Genomic DNA, 17,177 nt, shown 5'->3' on the forward strand with positions numbered 1-17,177 from the left:
GGGTCCTGCAGGACCCGCACCGCACGAGGAGCGCGGGCGTCCCCGCGCCGCGCCTCTGTTGCGGTCTCCCGCTCGCTCCTGCGGTGGCGCACGGGCGCAGGAGCGGGGAGAGGACCGCAAGACCGCGGACAGTCCGAACGCCGAGAGCCCCGGATCCGCACGGGGACCCGGGGCTCGGGGACGGCACGTGGCCGCGGTGGACCGGTCGCGGGGCCCGCAGGGTCCCCGACCGGGACACGCGCAGTGGCTCCACGCCGGTCGGGGGACGGCACGTGGCCGCGGTGGACCGGTCGCGGGGCCCGCAGGGTCCCCGACCGGGACACGCGCAGCGGCTCCACGCCGGTCGGGGACGGCACGTGGCCGTGGTGCGGTCCGGAGGACCGCAGTGACTCAGTCGGGCTGCTGCTCGAAGGTGATGACCGTCCAACCCAGCAGCAGGCGGTCGCCGTCGGAGAGCGGGTGCGCGACGCCGGGCTCGAGCTGGGTCCACTCGGTCGCCTCGGGGCCGGCCACGTGCGTGCCGTTGAGCGAGCCGAGGTCGACCAGCGACACCTCGCGGCCGTTGCGCTGGATGGCGGCGTGCGCCGAGGACAGCACGTTCTGGGTGTCGGCGATCGGCACCGGACGGGCCGACCCGCCGGTGACCAGCTCGTGGTTGTCGGGACGGCGGCCGAGGACGAGGTCCTCGTCGACGGTCACGACCAGGCCGTCGTCGAACCGCAGGATCGGGGCCGCGGCCGGCTCGGGCTTCCAGAAGGCGGTCGCCTCGCCGCCCTCGTCGTCCTGCCGGGACGGGGCCGCGGTGGCGCCGAACCCGGAGGAGCCGGTGGACGCCCCGGCGCTGCCGAAGCCGGCGTCGGTGCCGGCGGAGAACGGCGAGGGGCTCGACTGCGGGACGGCGGCCGTCGACGGGTGGGCGACCGCGGCCAGCTGCAGCATCGCGCCGGAGCCGGGGACGGTCCCCTCCACCAGGTCGTAGGCCACACCCGGGGGCATCGACGGGACCGGCTGGCCGGGGCCGACGTAGAGCGTCTGGCCGAGGTGGAAGCCGCTGGCGAGGGTGCAGCCGTCGACCGACGAGCCCGACACGGGGACGCCGTCGACCGCGGGCTGGCCCTTGCCGGACCACAGCGCCACGCCGGTGCCGGTGCCGCCGGCGGTGTCGACCAGGACCAGGGCGAAGGAGGACGAGCCGCCGCCGAGCGCGGCGACCTGGCCGGCCACGGCGCCCAGCACGCGCTCGGCGCCGGGGCCGGAGACCCCCAGGCAGGCGTGGAGGGCGGCCACGAGAGCGGGCGCCCCCGGCGCGTCGACCCAGAGCAGACCGCCTCCCCGTCGAGCGACGACGGAGTCTCCGGGCAGTACTTCACAGCGGTCGGGCATGGCGCAAGCCTAATGACCTCAGGCACGCGGGGGCGGACCGGGAACGCCGCCACGCCGGATCGTCGCGACGCTCCCGGTGCTCGTGCGACCCGCGGGGCGGATGTGCCTCGAGTCGCCTCGGGGAGGTCCTGCGGGGGTCCTCCTCAGGCGGTCGTGACCAGTCCCAGCTCGGCCGGGTCGGCCATGTGCGCGGAGTGCGGGAGGACCCGCACCGTGTAGCCGAACGCCCCGGGGCGCTCGAGCGGCAGCGTGGCGGTGAACCAGTGCCGGGAGCCGTCGGTGTGCTCGTGCCGCATCGGCAGCGTGGTGACCTCGTGCAGCCCGTCGGCGTCGTCGACCCGGCCGTAGGCCGCCTGCACCTCCACGTCCGAGGGGGTGAGGCCGGGCAGCTCGACCTCCGCCCGCAGCGCCAGCGTCGACCCGATCTCGGGGGTGTCCCCGGCGCCGGTGGCCTCGACGTGGGCGACCCGGACGGTGCCCCAGTTCTCCGACACCTGCGCCCGCCAGCTCGCCTCGGTGCGGGCCGGGCCGTAGCCGCTCTCGGCCATCACGCGGGCGGAGCCGGCCGCGGGCACGTACAGCTGCTGCACGTAGTCGCGCACCATGCGGGTGGCCAGCACCTTGGGGCCGGTCTCGCGCAGCGTGTGCCGCACCATCTCCACCCAGCGGGTGGGGACGCCGTCTCGGTCGGTCTCGTAGAAGCGCGGCAGCACCTGGTTGCCGAGCAGCTCGTAGATGGCCCGGGCCTCGATCTCGTCCCGCCGGTCGGGGTCGGCGACGCCGTCGGCGGTGGGGATGGCCCAGCCGTTCTGGCCGTCGAACCACTCGTCCCACCAGCCGTCCCGGATGGAGAGGTTCAGCCCGCCGTTGAGGGCGGCCTTCATCCCGGACGTGCCGCAGGCCTCGAGGGGGCGCAGCGGGTTGTTCAGCCAGACGTCGCAGCCCCAGTAGAGGTAGCGGGCCATGCCGATGTCGTAGCCGGGGAGGAACGCGATGCGGTGCCGGATCTCCGGGTCGTCGGCGAACTTCACCATCTGCTGGATCAGCTGCTTGCCACCGTCGTCGGCCGGGTGGCTCTTGCCGGCGATGACCAGCTGGATCGGCCGCTGGTCGTCGAGCAGCAGGGCCTTGAGCCGCTGGGGGTCGCGCAGCATGAGGGTCAGCCGCTTGTAGGAGGGCACCCGGCGCGCGAAGCCGATGGTGAGGACGTCGGGGTCGAAGGCGCTGTCGGTCCAGCCCACCTCCGACTCCGCGGCCCCGCGGGCGAGCGCGGTCGCCCGCAGCCGGCGGCGCACCTCGTCGACCAGCCGGCCGCGCAGCAGCCGCCGGGTGCTCCACAGCTCCCCGGACGGAATGCGGTCGACGCCGTCGAAGTGCACCTCGCCCTCGACCTCGACCGGGTCGCCCTGGCCGGTCGTCTGCGTGCCGAGCTCCACCAGCTCGCGCGCCGTCCAGGTCGGGGCGTGCACGCCGTTGGTGATCGAGGTGATCGGCACGTCGCCCTCGTCGAAGCCCGACCACAGGCCCCGGAACATCGAGCGGCTGACGTGCCCGTGCAGCCGGCTGACGCCGTTGGCCCGCTGGCCCAGGCGCAGGCCCATGTGCGCCATGTTGAACTTGCTCGGGTCCTCCTCGGCGCCCAGCGGGATCAGCTGGTCCAGGGGGACGCCGAAGCCCGCGAAGTAGCGCTCGATCAGCGCCCGCGGGAAGCGGTCGATGCCGGCCGGCACGGGGGTGTGCGTGGTGAACACCGTGCCGGCGCGCACCGCCTGCAGCGCCTCGGGGAACGACAGCCCGTGGGACTCGGTGAGCTCGCGGATCCGCTCGACGCCCTGGAACCCGGCGTGGCCCTCGTTGGCGTGGAACACCTCCGGCGCCGGGGTGCCGGTGAGCTGGCAGTAGGCCCGCAGGGCCCGCACCCCGCCGATGCCCAGCAGCATCTCCTGACGCAGCCGGTGGTCCTCGTCGCCGCCGTAGAGCCGGTCGGTGACCAGCCGCTCCGACGGCGTGTTCTCCTCGATGTCGCTGTCGAGCAGCAGCAGCGACACGCGGCCGACCTGGGCGCGCCAGACGTGGGCGTGCAGCGTGCGCCCCTCCGGCAACGGGACGGTGATGACCACCGCCGACCCGTCGGGCTGGCGCAGCAGCTTGACCGGCAGGCCGTGCGGGTCCAGCGACGGGTAGTGCTCCAGCTGCCAGCCGTCGGGCGAGAGGCCCTGCTCGAAGTAGCCGGCCCGGTAGAGCAGGCCCACCCCGATCAGCGGGACGCCGAGGTCGGAGGCGGCCTTGAGGTGGTCGCCGGCCAGGATGCCCAGGCCGCCGGAGTACTGCGGCAGCACCTCGGTGATGCCGAACTCGGCGGAGAAGTAGGCGACGGAGGCCGGGGCGTCCGCGCCCAGCGACTGGTACCAGTGCGGGCCGGACAGGTAGTCCTGCAGGTCGTCGACGACGTCCTGCAGCCGGCGCAGGAACCGGCGGTCCCGGGCGAGGGTGGCCAGCCGCTCGGCGGAGACCTCGCCGAGGACCTTCACCGGGTCGCCGTTGCAGCGCAGCCACAGCTGCGGGTCCAGCGCCTCGAACAGGTCCCGGGTCTCCGGGTGCCAGGACCAGCGGAGGTTCATCACCAGCTGGGAGAGCGGCATCAGCTCCGTGGGGAGCGAGGCCCGGACGGTGAACCGGCGGAGAGCGCGCACCGCCCGAGACTAACCAGGGCACCCCCGCGCCACCGGGTGCCGCGGGGTGTGCCCCGGCCCGCGTCGCACGCCGCACACCCGCCCCGGAGGAGGGCTCCGCCGCCGATGTGCCCGCAGGCCGGGACCTCGATAGCGTGGCCGGGATGACTGGCCGCGCTGACCTCCGTCTCGGCATCACCGATGTCGCCCCCGTCGTGTCCTGCGGGTCGTTCTCGGCCCGCGCCGTGGTCGGTGAGCACCTGCCGATCACCGCCACCGTGTTCCGCGAGGGCCACGACGCCGTCGCGGCGAACGTCGTGTGGACCCCGCCCGGCGCGGACGGCGAGGAGCAGCCGCTGCGGCGGATGGTCCGGTTCGGCCCGGAGCCCGACCGCTGGATCACCACCGTGGTCCCCGACCGGGAGGGGCGCTGGAGCTTCCGGGTGGAGGCCTGGAGCGACCCGCTGGCGACCTGGCACCACGCGGTCGAGGTCAAGATCGCCGCCGGTCAGGGCGCCGGCGAGCTCGCCAACGACCTGGAGGAGGGCGCCCGGCTGCTCGACCGGGTGACCGCCGGGGCCGACGGGGAGTGGAAGCAGCGGCTGGCCGACGCGGCCGCCGCGCTGCGTGACACCTCCCTCGACGTGCCCGCCCGCGTGGCGCCCGCGCTGGCGGAGGGGCTGCAGGAGTACCTGTACGAGCACCCCGTCCGGGAGCTGGTCACCCAGGGGCCGCGGTACGAGGTGTGGGTCGACCGGCAGCGGGCGCTGTTCGGTTCCTGGTACGAGTTCTTCCCGCGGTCCACCGGGCCCGTGGTCGGCGACAGGCCGACCCACGGCACCTTCGCCACCGCCGCCGACCGGCTGCCGGCGATCGCCGGGATGGGCTTCGACGTGGTCTACCTCCCGCCGATCCACCCGATCGGCACGGTCAACCGCAAGGGCCCGAACACGCCGCTGTTCCCGGGCGGCAACCCGAACGAGGTGGGCCCGGACGACGTCGGCTCACCGTGGGCCATCGGCAGCGCCGAGGGCGGGCACGACGCCGTCCACCCGGAGCTCGGCACGATGGAGGACTTCCGGGAGTTCGTGCGGCGGACCGGCGAGCTGGGCATGGAGGTGGCCCTCGACCTGGCCCTGCAGGCGGCGCCGGACCACCCGTGGGTCACCAGCCACCCCGAGTGGTTCACCACCAAGCCCGACGGCACGATCGCCTACGCCGAGAACCCGCCGAAGAAGTACCAGGACATCTACCCGATCAACTTCGACAACGACCCCGAGGGCATCTACGCCGAGGTGCTGCGGATCGTGCGGGTGTGGATGGACGCCGGCGTGCGGATCTTCCGCGTCGACAACCCGCACACCAAGCCGCTGAACTTCTGGCACTGGTTGATCTGGGAGGTCAAGCGCACCGACCCCGACGTCCTCTTCCTGGCCGAGGCGTTCACCCGCCCGGCGATGATGCACCAGCTCGCCCGGCTGGGGTTCACCCAGTCCTACACGTACTTCACCTGGCGCACCGAGCGCGGGGAGCTGGAGGACTACGGCCGCGAGCTGGCCACCAACTCCCACTACATGCGGCCGAACTTCTTCGTGAACACCCCGGACATCCTGCACGCGTCGCTGCAGTACGGCGGCCCGCCGATGTTCAAGATCCGCGCCGTGCTGGCCGCGATGATGAGCCCGACCTGGGGTGTCTACTCCGGGTACGAGCTGTTCGAGCACGTCGCCGTCCGGCCGGGCAGCGAGGAGTACCTCGACAGCGAGAAGTACCGGCTCCGGCCGCGGGACTACGCCGGGGCCGAGGCGTCCGGGCACAGCCTCGCGCCCTACCTGCGGCGGCTCAACGAGGTCCGCCGCGCCCACCCGGCCCTGCAGCAGCTGCGCACGCTGCGGTTCCACGCCGTGGACAACCCGAACCTGATCTGCTTCTCGAAGACCGACCCCGGCTCGCAGGACGCGGTCCTGGTGGTCGTGGCGCTCGACAGCCACAACACCCAGATCGGGACGACGGCCCTCGACCTCCCGGTGCTCGGCCTGGACTGGCACGAGCGCTTCACGGTCACCGACGAGCTGACCGGCGCCTCGTACGACTGGGGCCAGTTCAACTACGTCGAGCTCGACCCGCACCGGGAGCCGGCGCACGTCTTCTCGATCACCCACCACCGGCCGGTGCAGGTCCCGCCGCCGGTGGCCTGACTCCCCCACCCGCACACTGCACGAGATCGAGGGCGACTCCCTGCGATGACCGTTCCTGTCCCTGACCTCCCCGACGCGGTCGCGTCGACGCTGCCGGCGCCCGGCACCGACCCCGAGTGGTACAAGCGCGCCGTCTTCTACGAGGTGCTCGTCCGCGGCTTCGCCGACAGCAACGCCGACGGCGTCGGCGACCTGCGCGGCATGATGGACAAGCTCGACTACCTGCAGTGGCTCGGCGTCGACTGCCTGTGGCTGCCGCCCTTCTTCGCCTCACCGCTGCGCGACGGCGGCTACGACGTCAGCGACTACACCGCGGTGCTGCCGGAGTTCGGCGACATCGAGGACTTCCGGGAGCTGCTGGCCGCCGCCCACGCCCGGGGCATCCGCGTGATCATCGACTTCGTCATGAACCACACCTCGGACCAGCACCCCTGGTTCCAGGCCAGCCGCAGCGACCCCGACGGGCCCTACGGCGACTTCTACGTGTGGTCCGACGACGACACCGGCTACCCCGACGCGCGGATCATCTTCGTCGACACCGAGAGCTCCAACTGGACCTTCGACCCGGTGCGCAAGCAGTACTTCTGGCACCGGTTCTTCTCCCACCAGCCCGACCTCAACTTCGAGAACCCGCGGGTGCAGGAGGCGATCATCGACGCCCTGCGCTTCTGGCTGGACCTGGGCATCGACGGCTTCCGGCTCGACGCGGTCCCCTACCTGTTCGAGGAGGAGGGGACCAACTGCGAGAACCTCCCCAAGACCCACGAGTTCCTCAAGCAGGTCCGCAAGGTCGTCGACGCCGACTACCCTGACCGGGTCCTGCTGTGCGAGGCCAACCAGTGGCCGGCCGACGTCGTCGAGTACTTCGGCGAGGACGGCGACGAGTGCCAGATGGCGTTCCACTTCCCCGTGATGCCGCGCCTGTTCATGGGCGTGCGGCGGGAGCAGCGCTTCCCGATCTCGGAGATCATGGCCCAGACGCCGGACATCCCCGGCAACTGCCAGTGGGGCATCTTCCTGCGCAACCACGACGAGCTGACCCTCGAGATGGTCACCGACGAGGAGCGGGACTACATGTGGGCGGAGTACGCCAAGGACCCCCGCATGAAGGCCAACATCGGCATCCGTCGTCGGCTCGCGCCGCTGCTCGACAACGACATGGACACCCTCGAGCTGTTCAACGCGCTGCTGCTGTCGCTGCCCGGCTCGCCGGTCCTGTACTACGGCGACGAGATCGCGATGGGCGACAACATCTGGCTCGGTGACCGCGACGGCGTCCGCACCCCGATGCAGTGGACCCCCGACCGCAACGGCGGCTTCTCCACGGCCGACCCGCAGCGGATGTACCTGCCGCTGAACCAGGACCCGGTGTACGGCTACCAGGTCACCAACGTCGAGTCCCAGCTGCGCAACACCAACTCGATGCTGCACTGGATCCGGCAGATGATCCGCGTGCGCAAGGAGCACCCGACCTTCGGCCTGGGCAGCTACGCCGAGGTCGGCTCGCGCAACCCGACGGTGCTCTCCTTCGTGCGCGAGTTCGGCGACGACATCGTGCTGTGCGTCAACAACCTGTCCCGGTTCCCCCAGCCGGTGGAGCTGGACCTGCGCCGCTTCGAGGGCTACACCCCCGTCGAGCTGACCGGCCGGGTCGAGTTCCCGCAGATCGGCGTCCTGCCCTACATGCTCACCCTCGCCGGACACGGCTTCTACTGGTTCGAGCTGAGCCGGCCGGCCGAGCCTGCGGCCGAGGAACCCGAGGACTGGGAGAGCACCGCCTCGAGCGCGGTCGCGGAGTCCCTGCTGGCGGCCGGGGTGGTCACCGCTGCGGAGGAGATCCACGGCGACAGCGACACCCGCACCGGCACCGACGTCCCCCCGAGCCCAGGAGGACCCCGATGAGCGCACTCACCGACCTGCTCCGCGAGTGGATGCCCCACCAGCGCTGGTTCGGCGGCAAGGGCCGGGAGTGGGCCGAGGTCACCGAGGAGGGCTTCCTGCTCGACCAGGCCGACCCGGTGCTGTCGGTCCACCGGGTCCGCGTCACCTACACCGACGGGGTCGTCGAGACCTACCTGGTGCCGCTGTCCTGGCGCGAGCACCCGACCGAGGAGCTCAGCGCGGCGTTCCTCGGGGCGGTGCCCGGCAAGGACCGGGAGAACTACGCCTACGACGCCATGCGCGACCGGGACGCCACCACGCCGTGGCTGATCCACCTGGTCAACGCCTCCACCATCGGGCCGATGCACTTCCACCCGGCGGGGGTCGCCTACATCCCCGAGGGCCTGCCCGGCGACATCGTCTCCACCGAGCAGAGCAACACCTCGCTGGTCTACGGCCAGGAGGCGATCTTCAAGCTGTTCCGCCGGCTGGAGCCCGGGCTCAACCCGGACGTCGAGATCCACGACGCGCTGCGCAAGACGCAGAACCCGCACATCGCGCCGCTGCTGGGCCACATCGAGATCGACGACCCCGACCCGTCGGTGGAGCCGGCCACGGTCGCCATGCTGCAGACGTTCGTGCCCAACGCCAGCGACGGGTGGCGGCTGGCCACCGCCAGCGTGCGGGACCTCTACGCGGAGGGCGACCTGCACGCCGACGAGGTGGGCGGGGACTTCGCCGCCGACAGCGAGCGGCTCGGCGCCGCGACCGCCTCGGTGCACGCCGACCTGGCGAAGGTGCTGCCCACCGAGACCGCCGACGCGGGCTGGTTCGCCACCGTGGCCGAGCAGATGACCGAGCGGCTGGAGGCGGCCATCGCCGTCGTCCCGCAGCTGGCCGAGCACGCCGACGGCCTGCGCGCGGTCTACGCCGCCGTCGCCGGTGCCGACGAGACCGTCGTCCGCCAGCGGGTGCACGGCGACCTGCACCTCGGCCAGGTGCTGCGCACCGCCACCGGGTGGATCGTGCTCGACTTCGAGGGCGAGCCGGCCCGGCCGCTGGCGGCCCGCCGCGAGCTCGACAGCCCGATGCGCGACGTCGCGGGGATGCTGCGCAGCTTCGACTACGCCGCACGTCACATGCTCGTCGAGCAGCCCGGCGACCCGCAGCGCGCATACCGTGCGCAGGAGTGGGCAGAGCGCAACCGCAGCGCGTTCTGCGCCGGGTACTCGGCGGCGAGCGGCATGGACCCCTGCGGCGACTCCCCCCTGCTGCGGGCCTTCGAGGCGGACAAGGCCGTCTACGAGTGCGTCTACGAGGCGCGCAACCGCCCGCACTGGCTGATGATCCCGCTGCAGTCGCTGTCGCGGCTCACCGCCGCGGGCTGACGCGCGCACCCCTGAGACCACCGACAGACCGGCACGGAAGAGGACGGCGACGCGATGACATCCCCCGACGGGACCACCGAGGACAGGGCCACCGGCGCGACCGAGCCGACCGTCGACTCCGGCGATCGGCCACCGGCCACCAAGGAGGAGCTGCAGGCCGTCGTCGAGGAGAAGACCGCGCAGGCCGAGGCCGCCGAGGGCGGGCCGGTCGTCAACGCCCCGGCCCGCAAGCGCGCGGCCGCCAAGAAGGCCCCCGCGGCCAAGAAGGCCCCTGCGGCGAAGAAGACCACGGCGGCCAGGAGCACGACGGCGAAGAAGACCACCGCGAAGAAGACGGCCGCAGCGGCCGTGGCCGACGGCGCGGCGGCCGTCGACGACGCGGCTCCGGCGAAGAAGACCACCAAGCGCGCGCCGCGGAAGAAGGCGGCGCAGGCCGAGGTGGTCGCCGAGCAGGGCGGCACCGCGGCCCCCGTGGTGGCCCCGGCGCCCATCGCCGAGCCGGGCAGCCCCTCGGGGGCACCCGCACCCCAGCCCGAGCCGCCCAGCCCCTCCCCCGACGAGCCCAGCACCCCGCAGGTCCCCGACGACCACGACACCGCGATCGCGCAGCGCGCGGGCACGTCCGGCAGCGTCGTCACCGAGCCGGTGGCCGACGGCGCCGCGACCGGGGGCGCGGCCGGGGGCTCGACCGGCGGCGAGGTCACCAGCGACGACCCCTCCCTCGCCGACGTGGTCGCCGAGGACACCACCATCGGCGAGGGCGGGCAGCCGTCGGTCCAGGGGGTCACCGAGGAACAGCTGCGGGCCATCGTGGACGGGTGGTCCTACGCCCCGCACAGCGTGCTCGGCGCCCACCCGGCCGGCACCGGCTGGGTCGTGCGCACCCTGCGGCCCGACGCGGTCTCCGTCGTCGTGGTCGACGAGGACGGCTCCCGGTACGACGCCCACCACGTGCACGCCGGCGGCATCTTCGAGGCCGCCCTGCCCGGGCAGCCCGGGGACTACCGGCTCGACGTCACCTACTCCGACGGCGAGGGGAGCACCAACACCTTCGTCGTCGACGACCCCTACCGCTGGCTGCCGACGGTCGGGGAGCTCGACCAGCACCTGATCCGCGAGGGCCGGCACGAGCGGCTGTGGGAGGTGCTCGGCGCGCACGTCCGCCGCTACGACACCCCCCGCGGTCAGGTCCAGGGCGTCTCCTTCGCGGTCTGGGCGCCCAACGCCCAGGGCGTGCGGGTGACCGGCGACTTCGACTACTGGGAGGCGCGCGCCTACCCGATGCGGTCGCTGGGCTCCTCCGGCGTCTGGGAGATCTTCATCCCCGGTGTCCCGGTCGGGACCCGCTACCGCTACCAGGTGCTCGGCCGCGACGGCGTGTGGCGGCACAAGTCCGACCCGCTGGCCTTCGCCACCGAGGTGCCCCCGCTCAACGCCTCGGTCGTCACCGAGTCCACGCACGAGTGGGCCGACGACGAGTGGCTCAGCGAGCGGGCCCGCGGCGGCTGGCACCAGCGGCCCATGAGCATCTACGAGGTGCACGCCGGCTCCTGGCGGCAGGGCCTGTCCTACCGGGAGCTCGCCGACGAGCTGGTCGACTACGTCGTCTCGGCCGGCTTCACCCACATCGAGCTCATGCCGGTCGCCGAGCACCCCTTCGGCGGTTCCTGGGGCTACCAGGTCACCTCCTACTACGCCCCGACGGCGCGGTACGGCAGCCCGGACGACTTCCGGTACCTCGTGGACCGGGCGCACCAGGCCGGCATCGGGGTCATCGTCGACTGGGTCCCGGCGCACTTCCCGAAGGACGACTGGGCCCTGGCCCGCTTCGACGGCACGCCGCTGTACGAGCACGGCGACCCGCGGCGCGGTGAGCAGCTGGACTGGGGCACCTACGTGTTCGACTTCGGCCGCTCGGAGGTGCGCAACTTCCTGGTCGCCAACGCCCTGTTCTGGTGCAAGGAGTTCCACGTCGACGGCGTCCGGGTCGACGCGGTGGCCTCGATGCTCTACCTGGACTACTCCCGCGACGAGTGGGTGCCCAACGTGCACGGCGGGCGGGAGAACCTGGAGGCGGTCGCCTTCCTGCAGGAGATGAACGCGACGGTCTACCGCGAGGTCCCTGGCGTGGTCACCATCGCCGAGGAGTCGACCGCCTGGCCCGGCGTCACCCGGCCCACCCACCTCGGCGGCCTGGGTTTCGGGTTCAAGTGGAACATGGGCTGGATGCACGACTCGCTGGGCTACATGACCAAGCAGCCGGTGCACCGCAGCTACCACCACGGCCAGATGACGTTCTCGATGATCTACGCGTACTCCGAGAACTACGTGCTGCCGATCAGCCACGACGAGGTCGTGTACGGCAAGGGCTCACTGCTGCGGAAGATGCCCGGCGACCGGTGGCAGCAGCTGGCCAACCTGCGGGCCTACCTGGCCTACATGTGGGCCCACCCGGGCAAGCAGCTGCTGTTCATGGGCTCGGAGTTCGCCCAGGACGCCGAGTGGGCCGAGAGCCGGTCGCTGGACTGGTGGCACCTCGACGACCCCGCCCACCGCGGCGTGCTGTCCCTGGTGACCGACCTCAACACCCGGTACAAGGAGCTGCCGGCGCTGTGGTCGCAGGACGTCGACCCCGCCGGCTTCCAGTGGATCGACGCCAACGACTCGGCGAACAACGTGCTGTCCTTCGTGCGCTACGGCAGCCGGGACGTCGACGGCGCGGCGGGTGGCACCGGGCAGGCCCTGGCCTGCGTGGCCAACTTCGCCGGCATGCCGCACCACGGGTACCGGATCGGGCTGCCCCGGCCCGGGTTCTGGCGCGAGGTGGTCAACACCGACTCGGAGGGCTACGGCGGGTCCGGCGTGGGCAACCTCGGCGGCATCGAGGCGGTCGAGGAGCCGTGGCACGGCCAGCCCTGCTCCGCGACCCTGTCGGCGCCGCCGCTGGCCACCGTCTGGTTCGTGCACGAGGGCTGAGGGAGCGGACGCAGCGAGGGGCCGGACGGCGGGCGCCGTCCGGCCCCTCGCTGCGTCCGGGACGGCTCCCGCATGAGCGGCACCGCCCGCGACCTCGGCGTCTGGGGCGGACTCCCGGGACGGACTCCCCTGCGGCGGCGCCGCCGCGATGAGACGATGCCGGGGACATGGCTGCCCTCCCCTCGCGCCGGGCGGTCGTGGCCCTGCTGGCCGCGACCGCCCTGCTCCTGTTGTCCGGGTGCTCGGTCGTGGTGCTCGGCCGGCCGACCGCGGCACAGCCCCTGCCCGACGACGCCGACCCCGGTGCGGTCACCGTCGTCGGCGCCACCGACACCCCCATCGACGTCCTCGCCCGCAACGCGCTGGCCGACCTCGAGCAGTTCTGGACCGACCAGTTCCCCGACGTCTTCGGCACCCGGTTCACGCCGCTCACCGGCGGCTACTTCAGCGTCGACCCCGGCGACATCGACCCCGGCGTCTACCCGCAGGGGGTCGGCTGCGCCGCGGACCCGAGCGAGGTCGAGGGCAACGCCTTCTACTGCCAGGCGCCGAACACACCGAACTCCGACTCGATCACCTACGACCGTGCCTTCCTCGGCGAGCTCGCCAACGGCTACGGGCGGTTCATCCCCGCACTGGTCATGGCGCACGAGTTCGGGCACGCCGTCCAGGCCCGGGTCGGTTACCCCCAGGCGTCCATCGCGACCGAGACGCAGGCCGACTGCTTCGCCGGGGCCTGGACCGCGTGGGTCGCCGCCGGCGAGGCCGAGCACTCCCGCATCCGCGAGCCCGAGCTCGACGAGCTGCTGCGCGGCTACCTGCAGTTGCGCGACCCGGTCGGGACCAGCCGCAGGGAGGACCAGGCGCACGGCTCCTACTTCGACCGCGTCTCGGCCTTCCAGGAGGGGTTCGACGACGGCCCGACGGCCTGCCGTGACCGGTTCGGTCCCGACCGCGTCTTCACCCAGGGCGAGTTCACCAGCGACGAGGACTTCCTCAGCGGCGGCAACGCGCCCTACGGCACCATCGTCTCGATCGTCGAGACCTCACTGCCGGAGTTCTGGGGGCGCGCCTTCACCGAGGTGTTCGACGACCGGTTCACCGCGCCGGAGCTGCAGGGGTTCGACGGGTCGGCGCCGTCGTGCGCCGCCGACGACGTCGACCTCGTGTACTGCCCGCCCGGGGAGGGCGGCTCCGAGGGGGGCCTCGTCGGCTACGACGAGGCCGACCTCGCCGGCCCGGCCTACGAGGAGCTGGGCGACTACGCCGTCCCCACCGCCGTGGCCATCCCCTACGCGCTGGCCGCCCGGGACCAGCTGGGGCTGCCCGCGGAAGGCCAGGACGCGTTGCGCTCGGCGGTCTGCCTGGCCGGCTGGTACAGCGCGCAGGTCTACAACCAGGAGCTGACCAACGTGGTCATCTCCCCCGGCGACCTCGACGAGAGCGTGCAGTTCCTGCTCGAGTACGGCAACGACCCGCAGGTGCTCGGGGAGGTCGACGTCTCCGGGTTCCAGCTGGTCGACCTGTTCCGCGGCGGGTTCCTCGAGGGCGCCGGCGTGTGCGACGTCGGGGTCGGCTGACCGCGACGTCGCCGTCAGCCGGCCCCGCTCAGTAGAGGGCGAGGGTGAGCTGCCGCCGGGCGTCGGCGACCCGGGGGTCCTGGTCCCCGACGACCCCGAAGAGCTCCACCAGGTGCTTGCGGGCCTGGTCGCGGTCCTCCCCGGCGGTCCGGCGGACGACGTCGAGCAGCCGGGCGAAGGCACCCTCGACGTCCCCGGTACCGAGCAGGAAGTCGGCGGCGCGGGTCTGCGCCGTCACGTCGTCGGGAGCGGCGTCGGCGGCGGCCAGCGCGTCGGGGCCGGCCTCGTCGGCGCGGCGGAACAGCTGGACCTGGCGCAGCGCGAGGCCCGCGACCGGGTGGTCGGGCTCGGCGTCCACGATCGCCTGGTAGGCGGCCTCGGCGGCGGCCAGGTCGCCCCGCTCGAGGGCGGCCTCGGCGGCGTCGAGCCGGGGGTCGTCGACCTCGGCGCCCTCGTCCCCCGCCCCCGGCACCGCGCCCCCGGTGGTGGCCCGGACCAGCTCGGTGACGAACTGCCGCGCCTGCTCCTCGGGGATGGCGCCGGTGAACTCCGCGACCAGCTGGCCCTGCCACACGGCCTTGACCGCCGGGATGCCCTGCACCCGCAGGCCCTGGGCCAGCGCGGGGTTGGCGTCCACGTCGACCTTGGCCAGCACCCAGGAGCCACCGCCCTCGGCGGCCAGCCGCTCGAGCACGGGTGAGAGCTGCTTGCACGGCCCGCACCACTCGGCCCACAGGTCCAGCACGACCGGCACCTGGAAGGAGCGGTCGAGCACCTCGGCCTGGAAGGTGGCCTCGGTGACGTCGACGACGGCCGCGCCGGGCGCGCCGGCCGGGGCGGCCGCGCTCGGCGGGGGTGCGGCCTGGGCGCGGGCCGCGGCCTCGGAGCGGGCCTTGACGGCGGCGAGGTCGACCGCGCCGGCGAGTGAGGCGGCCAGCTGGGCCTGCTGGGCCTGCGCGCGCGGGTCGGGGCGTCCGGGGCGAGAAGGCTGCATGACCTCGATCATCCCACCGCGCGGCGAGCGGTGTCGGGCGTGGTCAGCGCACCGCCGGCTCCACGTCGGCCACGTCGCCGGCGCCCAGCCGGACGCGCTTGAGGATGTCGAACAGCGTGTCCAGCTCGGCCGCTGGCAGGTCGCCGAGCCCGAAGTCGAGCGCGGTGAGGGCCGCCGTGGCCACCTCGACGACGGCCCGGCCACGGTCGGTGATGCCGGCCAGCACCCCCCGGCCGTCGGCGGGGTTGGGACGGCGGTCGACGAAGCCGGCCGCCACCAGCCGGTCGATCGCGTTCGTGACGCTGGTCGGGTGCACCATCAGCCGGCTGCCGATCACCTTGAGCGGCAGCTCCCCCGTGCGGCTGAAGGTGAGCAGCACCAGCACCTCGTACCGGGCGAAGGTCAGCCCGTGCGGCCGAAGGGCCTCGTCGAAGCGGGAGAGCAGGATCTGCTGCACGCGGAACACCGACGTGGCGGCGCGCATCGCCGCGGCCGGGCCGAAACGCTGCTCCCACGTCTCGCCGGCGCGCTCGATGGGATCGAAGGGCAACCCCAGCGGTCGGACCATGCCGGCGACGCTACCGGCCCGCCGTCCGCGGCTCCCGGGGGTCGGCGTCAGGTGAGGGCGGGTGGGGCGGGGCGCAGCGGCGGCACGTGCCGCAGGCCGAAGACCTCCCGCAGCGCCACCTGTGCCGCGTTGTCGCCGCAGGCCCCGTGGACGGCGGGACCCGGCGGCGTCGCCGACGAGGCGAGGTAGGTCCCGCGCACCGGCGTCTTGTACGTGTTCCACCGCGGCACCGGCCGGGCCAGCATCTGCCGCAGCGTCGCCTGGCCGTTGGAGATGTCCCCGCCCAGGTAGGTGGGGTTCCACGCCTCCATCTGGACGGCGTTCTTCGTGGCCCGCTCCACCACCGTGTCCTTGAACCCGGGGGCGAAGCGCTCCACCTGGTCCTCGATGGCCGCGGTCATGTCGACGTCGGCACCGTGCGGCACGTGCACGTAGGCCCAGAAGACGTGCCCGCCCTCGGGCGCCCGGGAGGGGTCCGGGACCGTGGGCTGCACGGCGAGGACGTACGGGCGGTCGGTGAGCCGCCCCTGGTTGGGTGCCCGCTCGCCGGCGATCGTCTCGTCGAGGGTGCCGGCGATGTGGATGGTCCCGGCGCGGCGCACGTCGGGATCGGTCCAGGGCACCGGGTCGGACAGGATCCAGTCGACCTTGAAGACGCCGGCACCGTGCCGGTAGCGCGACACCCAGTGGCGGTAGCCCTCGTGCACCCGGTCGCCGGCCATGTCCACGAACGCCTCGGGCGTGGTGTCCAGCAGCACGGCCGGCACCCCGTCGAACTCCCGCAGGTCGGTGACCAGGTGGCCGGTGACGACCTCGCCGCCCTGCTGCTCGAGCGCGGTGACCATCGCGTCGGCCAGCTCCTGCGACCCGCCCTCGATCAGCGGCCAGCCGACGTGGTGGGACAGCATGGTCAGCAGCATCCCGAGCGCCGAGGTCAGCGGCTGGGTCAGGTCGAGCATCCCGTGTGCGGCCGCGCCACCCAGGAGTGCCCGGGCCTCCTCGGTCTCGAAGTACCGGTGCGCCAGCCACCGCACGTTGGGCAGCCCGTTGAGGCCGAACTTCGTGATCGGCCCGACGCTGCGCGTGGGCAGCCGCCGCAGCCGGCTGGTCAGGAAGAAGTCGACGACGTCGGTCCCGTGCTCGACCAGCGGCTCGAACAGGCGGCGGTAGGCCGGTCCGTCCGGTCCGAGCGCCAGGGAGGTCTCCTCCAGCGACCGGTACGACACCGCAGCCCGTCCCCCGTCCAGGGGGTGGGCGAAGTTGACCTCGGGGTGGACCAGCCGGACCCCCCGGCTGGCGAGGTCGAACTCGCGGAAGAACGGCGCCGCGGCGGCCATCGGCTGCACGATCGAGCAGACGTCGTGGCGGAAGCCCGGGCGGATCAGCTCCTCGGTGCGCATGCCGCCCCCGGGTCGCTCGGCCTGCTCCACGACCTGCACCCGCAGGCCGGCGGCGGCCAGCCGGAGGGCCGCGGCCAGTCCGTTCGGTCCGGCTCCGACGACGACGGCGTCCGGCTTCCCGTTCACCCCGCCATCGT

10 protein-coding genes are annotated in these 17,177 nt (G+C 73.3%); 5 read left to right on the forward strand and 5 right to left on the reverse strand.

Translation table 11 applies throughout. The annotated features are described in order from the left end of the window. Window positions 1-390 precede the first annotated feature (390 nt). Window positions 391-1,383, reverse strand: a complete 993-nt coding sequence (locus ACI79I_RS06850; protein WP_456991547.1) for an FHA domain-containing protein — start codon at window positions 1,381-1,383, stop codon at window positions 391-393. 143 nt (window positions 1,384-1,526) lie between these two features. Next, the gene (gene glgP / locus ACI79I_RS06855) at window positions 1,527-4,076 is read right to left on the reverse strand and encodes an alpha-glucan family phosphorylase (protein WP_456991548.1); all 2,550 of its coding nucleotides are present in this window, start codon (window positions 4,074-4,076) and stop codon (window positions 1,527-1,529) included. A 143-nt stretch (window positions 4,077-4,219) separates the two neighbouring features. On the opposite strand from glgP, the gene ACI79I_RS06860 reads away from it, so the two are divergent. The 5 genes from ACI79I_RS06860 to ACI79I_RS06880 all read left to right on the forward strand — a co-directional run bounded on the left by ACI79I_RS06860 (window position 4,220) and on the right by ACI79I_RS06880 (window position 14,078). Then, on the forward strand, window positions 4,220-6,253 hold the full coding sequence (locus tag ACI79I_RS06860; RefSeq protein WP_456991549.1) for an alpha-1,4-glucan--maltose-1-phosphate maltosyltransferase: 2,034 nt from the start codon (window positions 4,220-4,222) through the stop codon (window positions 6,251-6,253). 45 nt (window positions 6,254-6,298) lie between these two features. After that, complete coding sequence (gene treS, locus ACI79I_RS06865) at window positions 6,299-8,155, forward strand: maltose alpha-D-glucosyltransferase (RefSeq protein ID WP_456991550.1); 1,857 nt, start codon at window positions 6,299-6,301, stop codon at window positions 8,153-8,155. Further along, window positions 8,152-9,522 carry a maltokinase N-terminal cap-like domain-containing protein gene (locus ACI79I_RS06870; RefSeq protein WP_456991551.1) on the forward strand — a complete coding sequence of 457 codons (1,371 nt, stop codon included), beginning with the start codon at window positions 8,152-8,154 and terminating at the stop codon, window positions 9,520-9,522. Before treS ends, ACI79I_RS06870 begins: the two co-directional genes overlap by 4 nt. 54 nt (window positions 9,523-9,576) lie before the next feature. Further along, window positions 9,577-12,498 (forward strand): 1,4-alpha-glucan branching protein GlgB, encoded by a 2,922-nt coding sequence (gene glgB / locus ACI79I_RS06875; RefSeq protein ID WP_456991553.1) that lies wholly within the window; start codon window positions 9,577-9,579, stop codon window positions 12,496-12,498. Window positions 12,499-12,665: 167 nt separating this feature from the next. Next, complete coding sequence (locus ACI79I_RS06880; protein WP_456991554.1) at window positions 12,666-14,078, forward strand: neutral zinc metallopeptidase; 1,413 nt, start codon at window positions 12,666-12,668, stop codon at window positions 14,076-14,078. A 28-nt stretch (window positions 14,079-14,106) separates the two neighbouring features. On the opposite strand, the gene ACI79I_RS06885 is transcribed toward ACI79I_RS06880, so the two are convergent. The 3 genes from ACI79I_RS06885 to ACI79I_RS06895 are packed head-to-tail and all read right to left on the reverse strand — an operon-like array spanning window position 14,107 to window position 17,166. Continuing rightward, window positions 14,107-15,072: a tetratricopeptide repeat protein gene (locus ACI79I_RS06885; RefSeq protein ID WP_456991555.1), complete on the reverse strand. Its 966-nt coding sequence runs from the start codon at window positions 15,070-15,072 to the stop codon at window positions 14,107-14,109. Between the two features lie 43 nt (window positions 15,073-15,115). Beyond that, entirely contained in the window at window positions 15,116-15,640 is a 525-nt protein-coding gene (locus tag ACI79I_RS06890; RefSeq protein WP_456991556.1) for a MarR family winged helix-turn-helix transcriptional regulator, read from the reverse strand. A gap of 47 nt (window positions 15,641-15,687) precedes the next feature. Next, window positions 15,688-17,166, reverse strand: a complete 1,479-nt coding sequence (locus ACI79I_RS06895) for a phytoene desaturase family protein (protein WP_456991557.1) — start codon at window positions 17,164-17,166, stop codon at window positions 15,688-15,690. Window positions 17,167-17,177: the final 11 nt, after the last annotated feature.

It is taken from the genome of Geodermatophilus sp. SYSU D01105, from assembly GCF_054050095.1.

Bases quoted from the DNA above. Each gene is read 5' to 3' on its own strand.
- ACI79I_RS06850 (WP_456991547.1), bottom strand. From the start codon at position 1,383: ATGCCCGACCGCTGTGAAGTACTGCCCGGAGACTCCGTCGTCGCTCGA.
- ACI79I_RS06860 (WP_456991549.1), top strand. From the start codon at position 4,220: ATGACTGGCCGCGCTGACCTCCGTCTCGGCATCACCGATGTCGCCCCC.
- treS (WP_456991550.1), top strand. From the start codon at position 6,299: ATGACCGTTCCTGTCCCTGACCTCCCCGACGCGGTCGCGTCGACGCTG.
- ACI79I_RS06870 (WP_456991551.1), top strand. From the start codon at position 8,152: ATGAGCGCACTCACCGACCTGCTCCGCGAGTGGATGCCCCACCAGCGC.
- glgB (WP_456991553.1), top strand. From the start codon at position 9,577: ATGACATCCCCCGACGGGACCACCGAGGACAGGGCCACCGGCGCGACC.
- ACI79I_RS06880 (WP_456991554.1), top strand. From the start codon at position 12,666: ATGGCTGCCCTCCCCTCGCGCCGGGCGGTCGTGGCCCTGCTGGCCGCG.
- ACI79I_RS06885 (WP_456991555.1), bottom strand. From the start codon at position 15,072: ATGCAGCCTTCTCGCCCCGGACGCCCCGACCCGCGCGCGCAGGCCCAG.
- ACI79I_RS06890 (WP_456991556.1), bottom strand. From the start codon at position 15,640: ATGGTCCGACCGCTGGGGTTGCCCTTCGATCCCATCGAGCGCGCCGGC.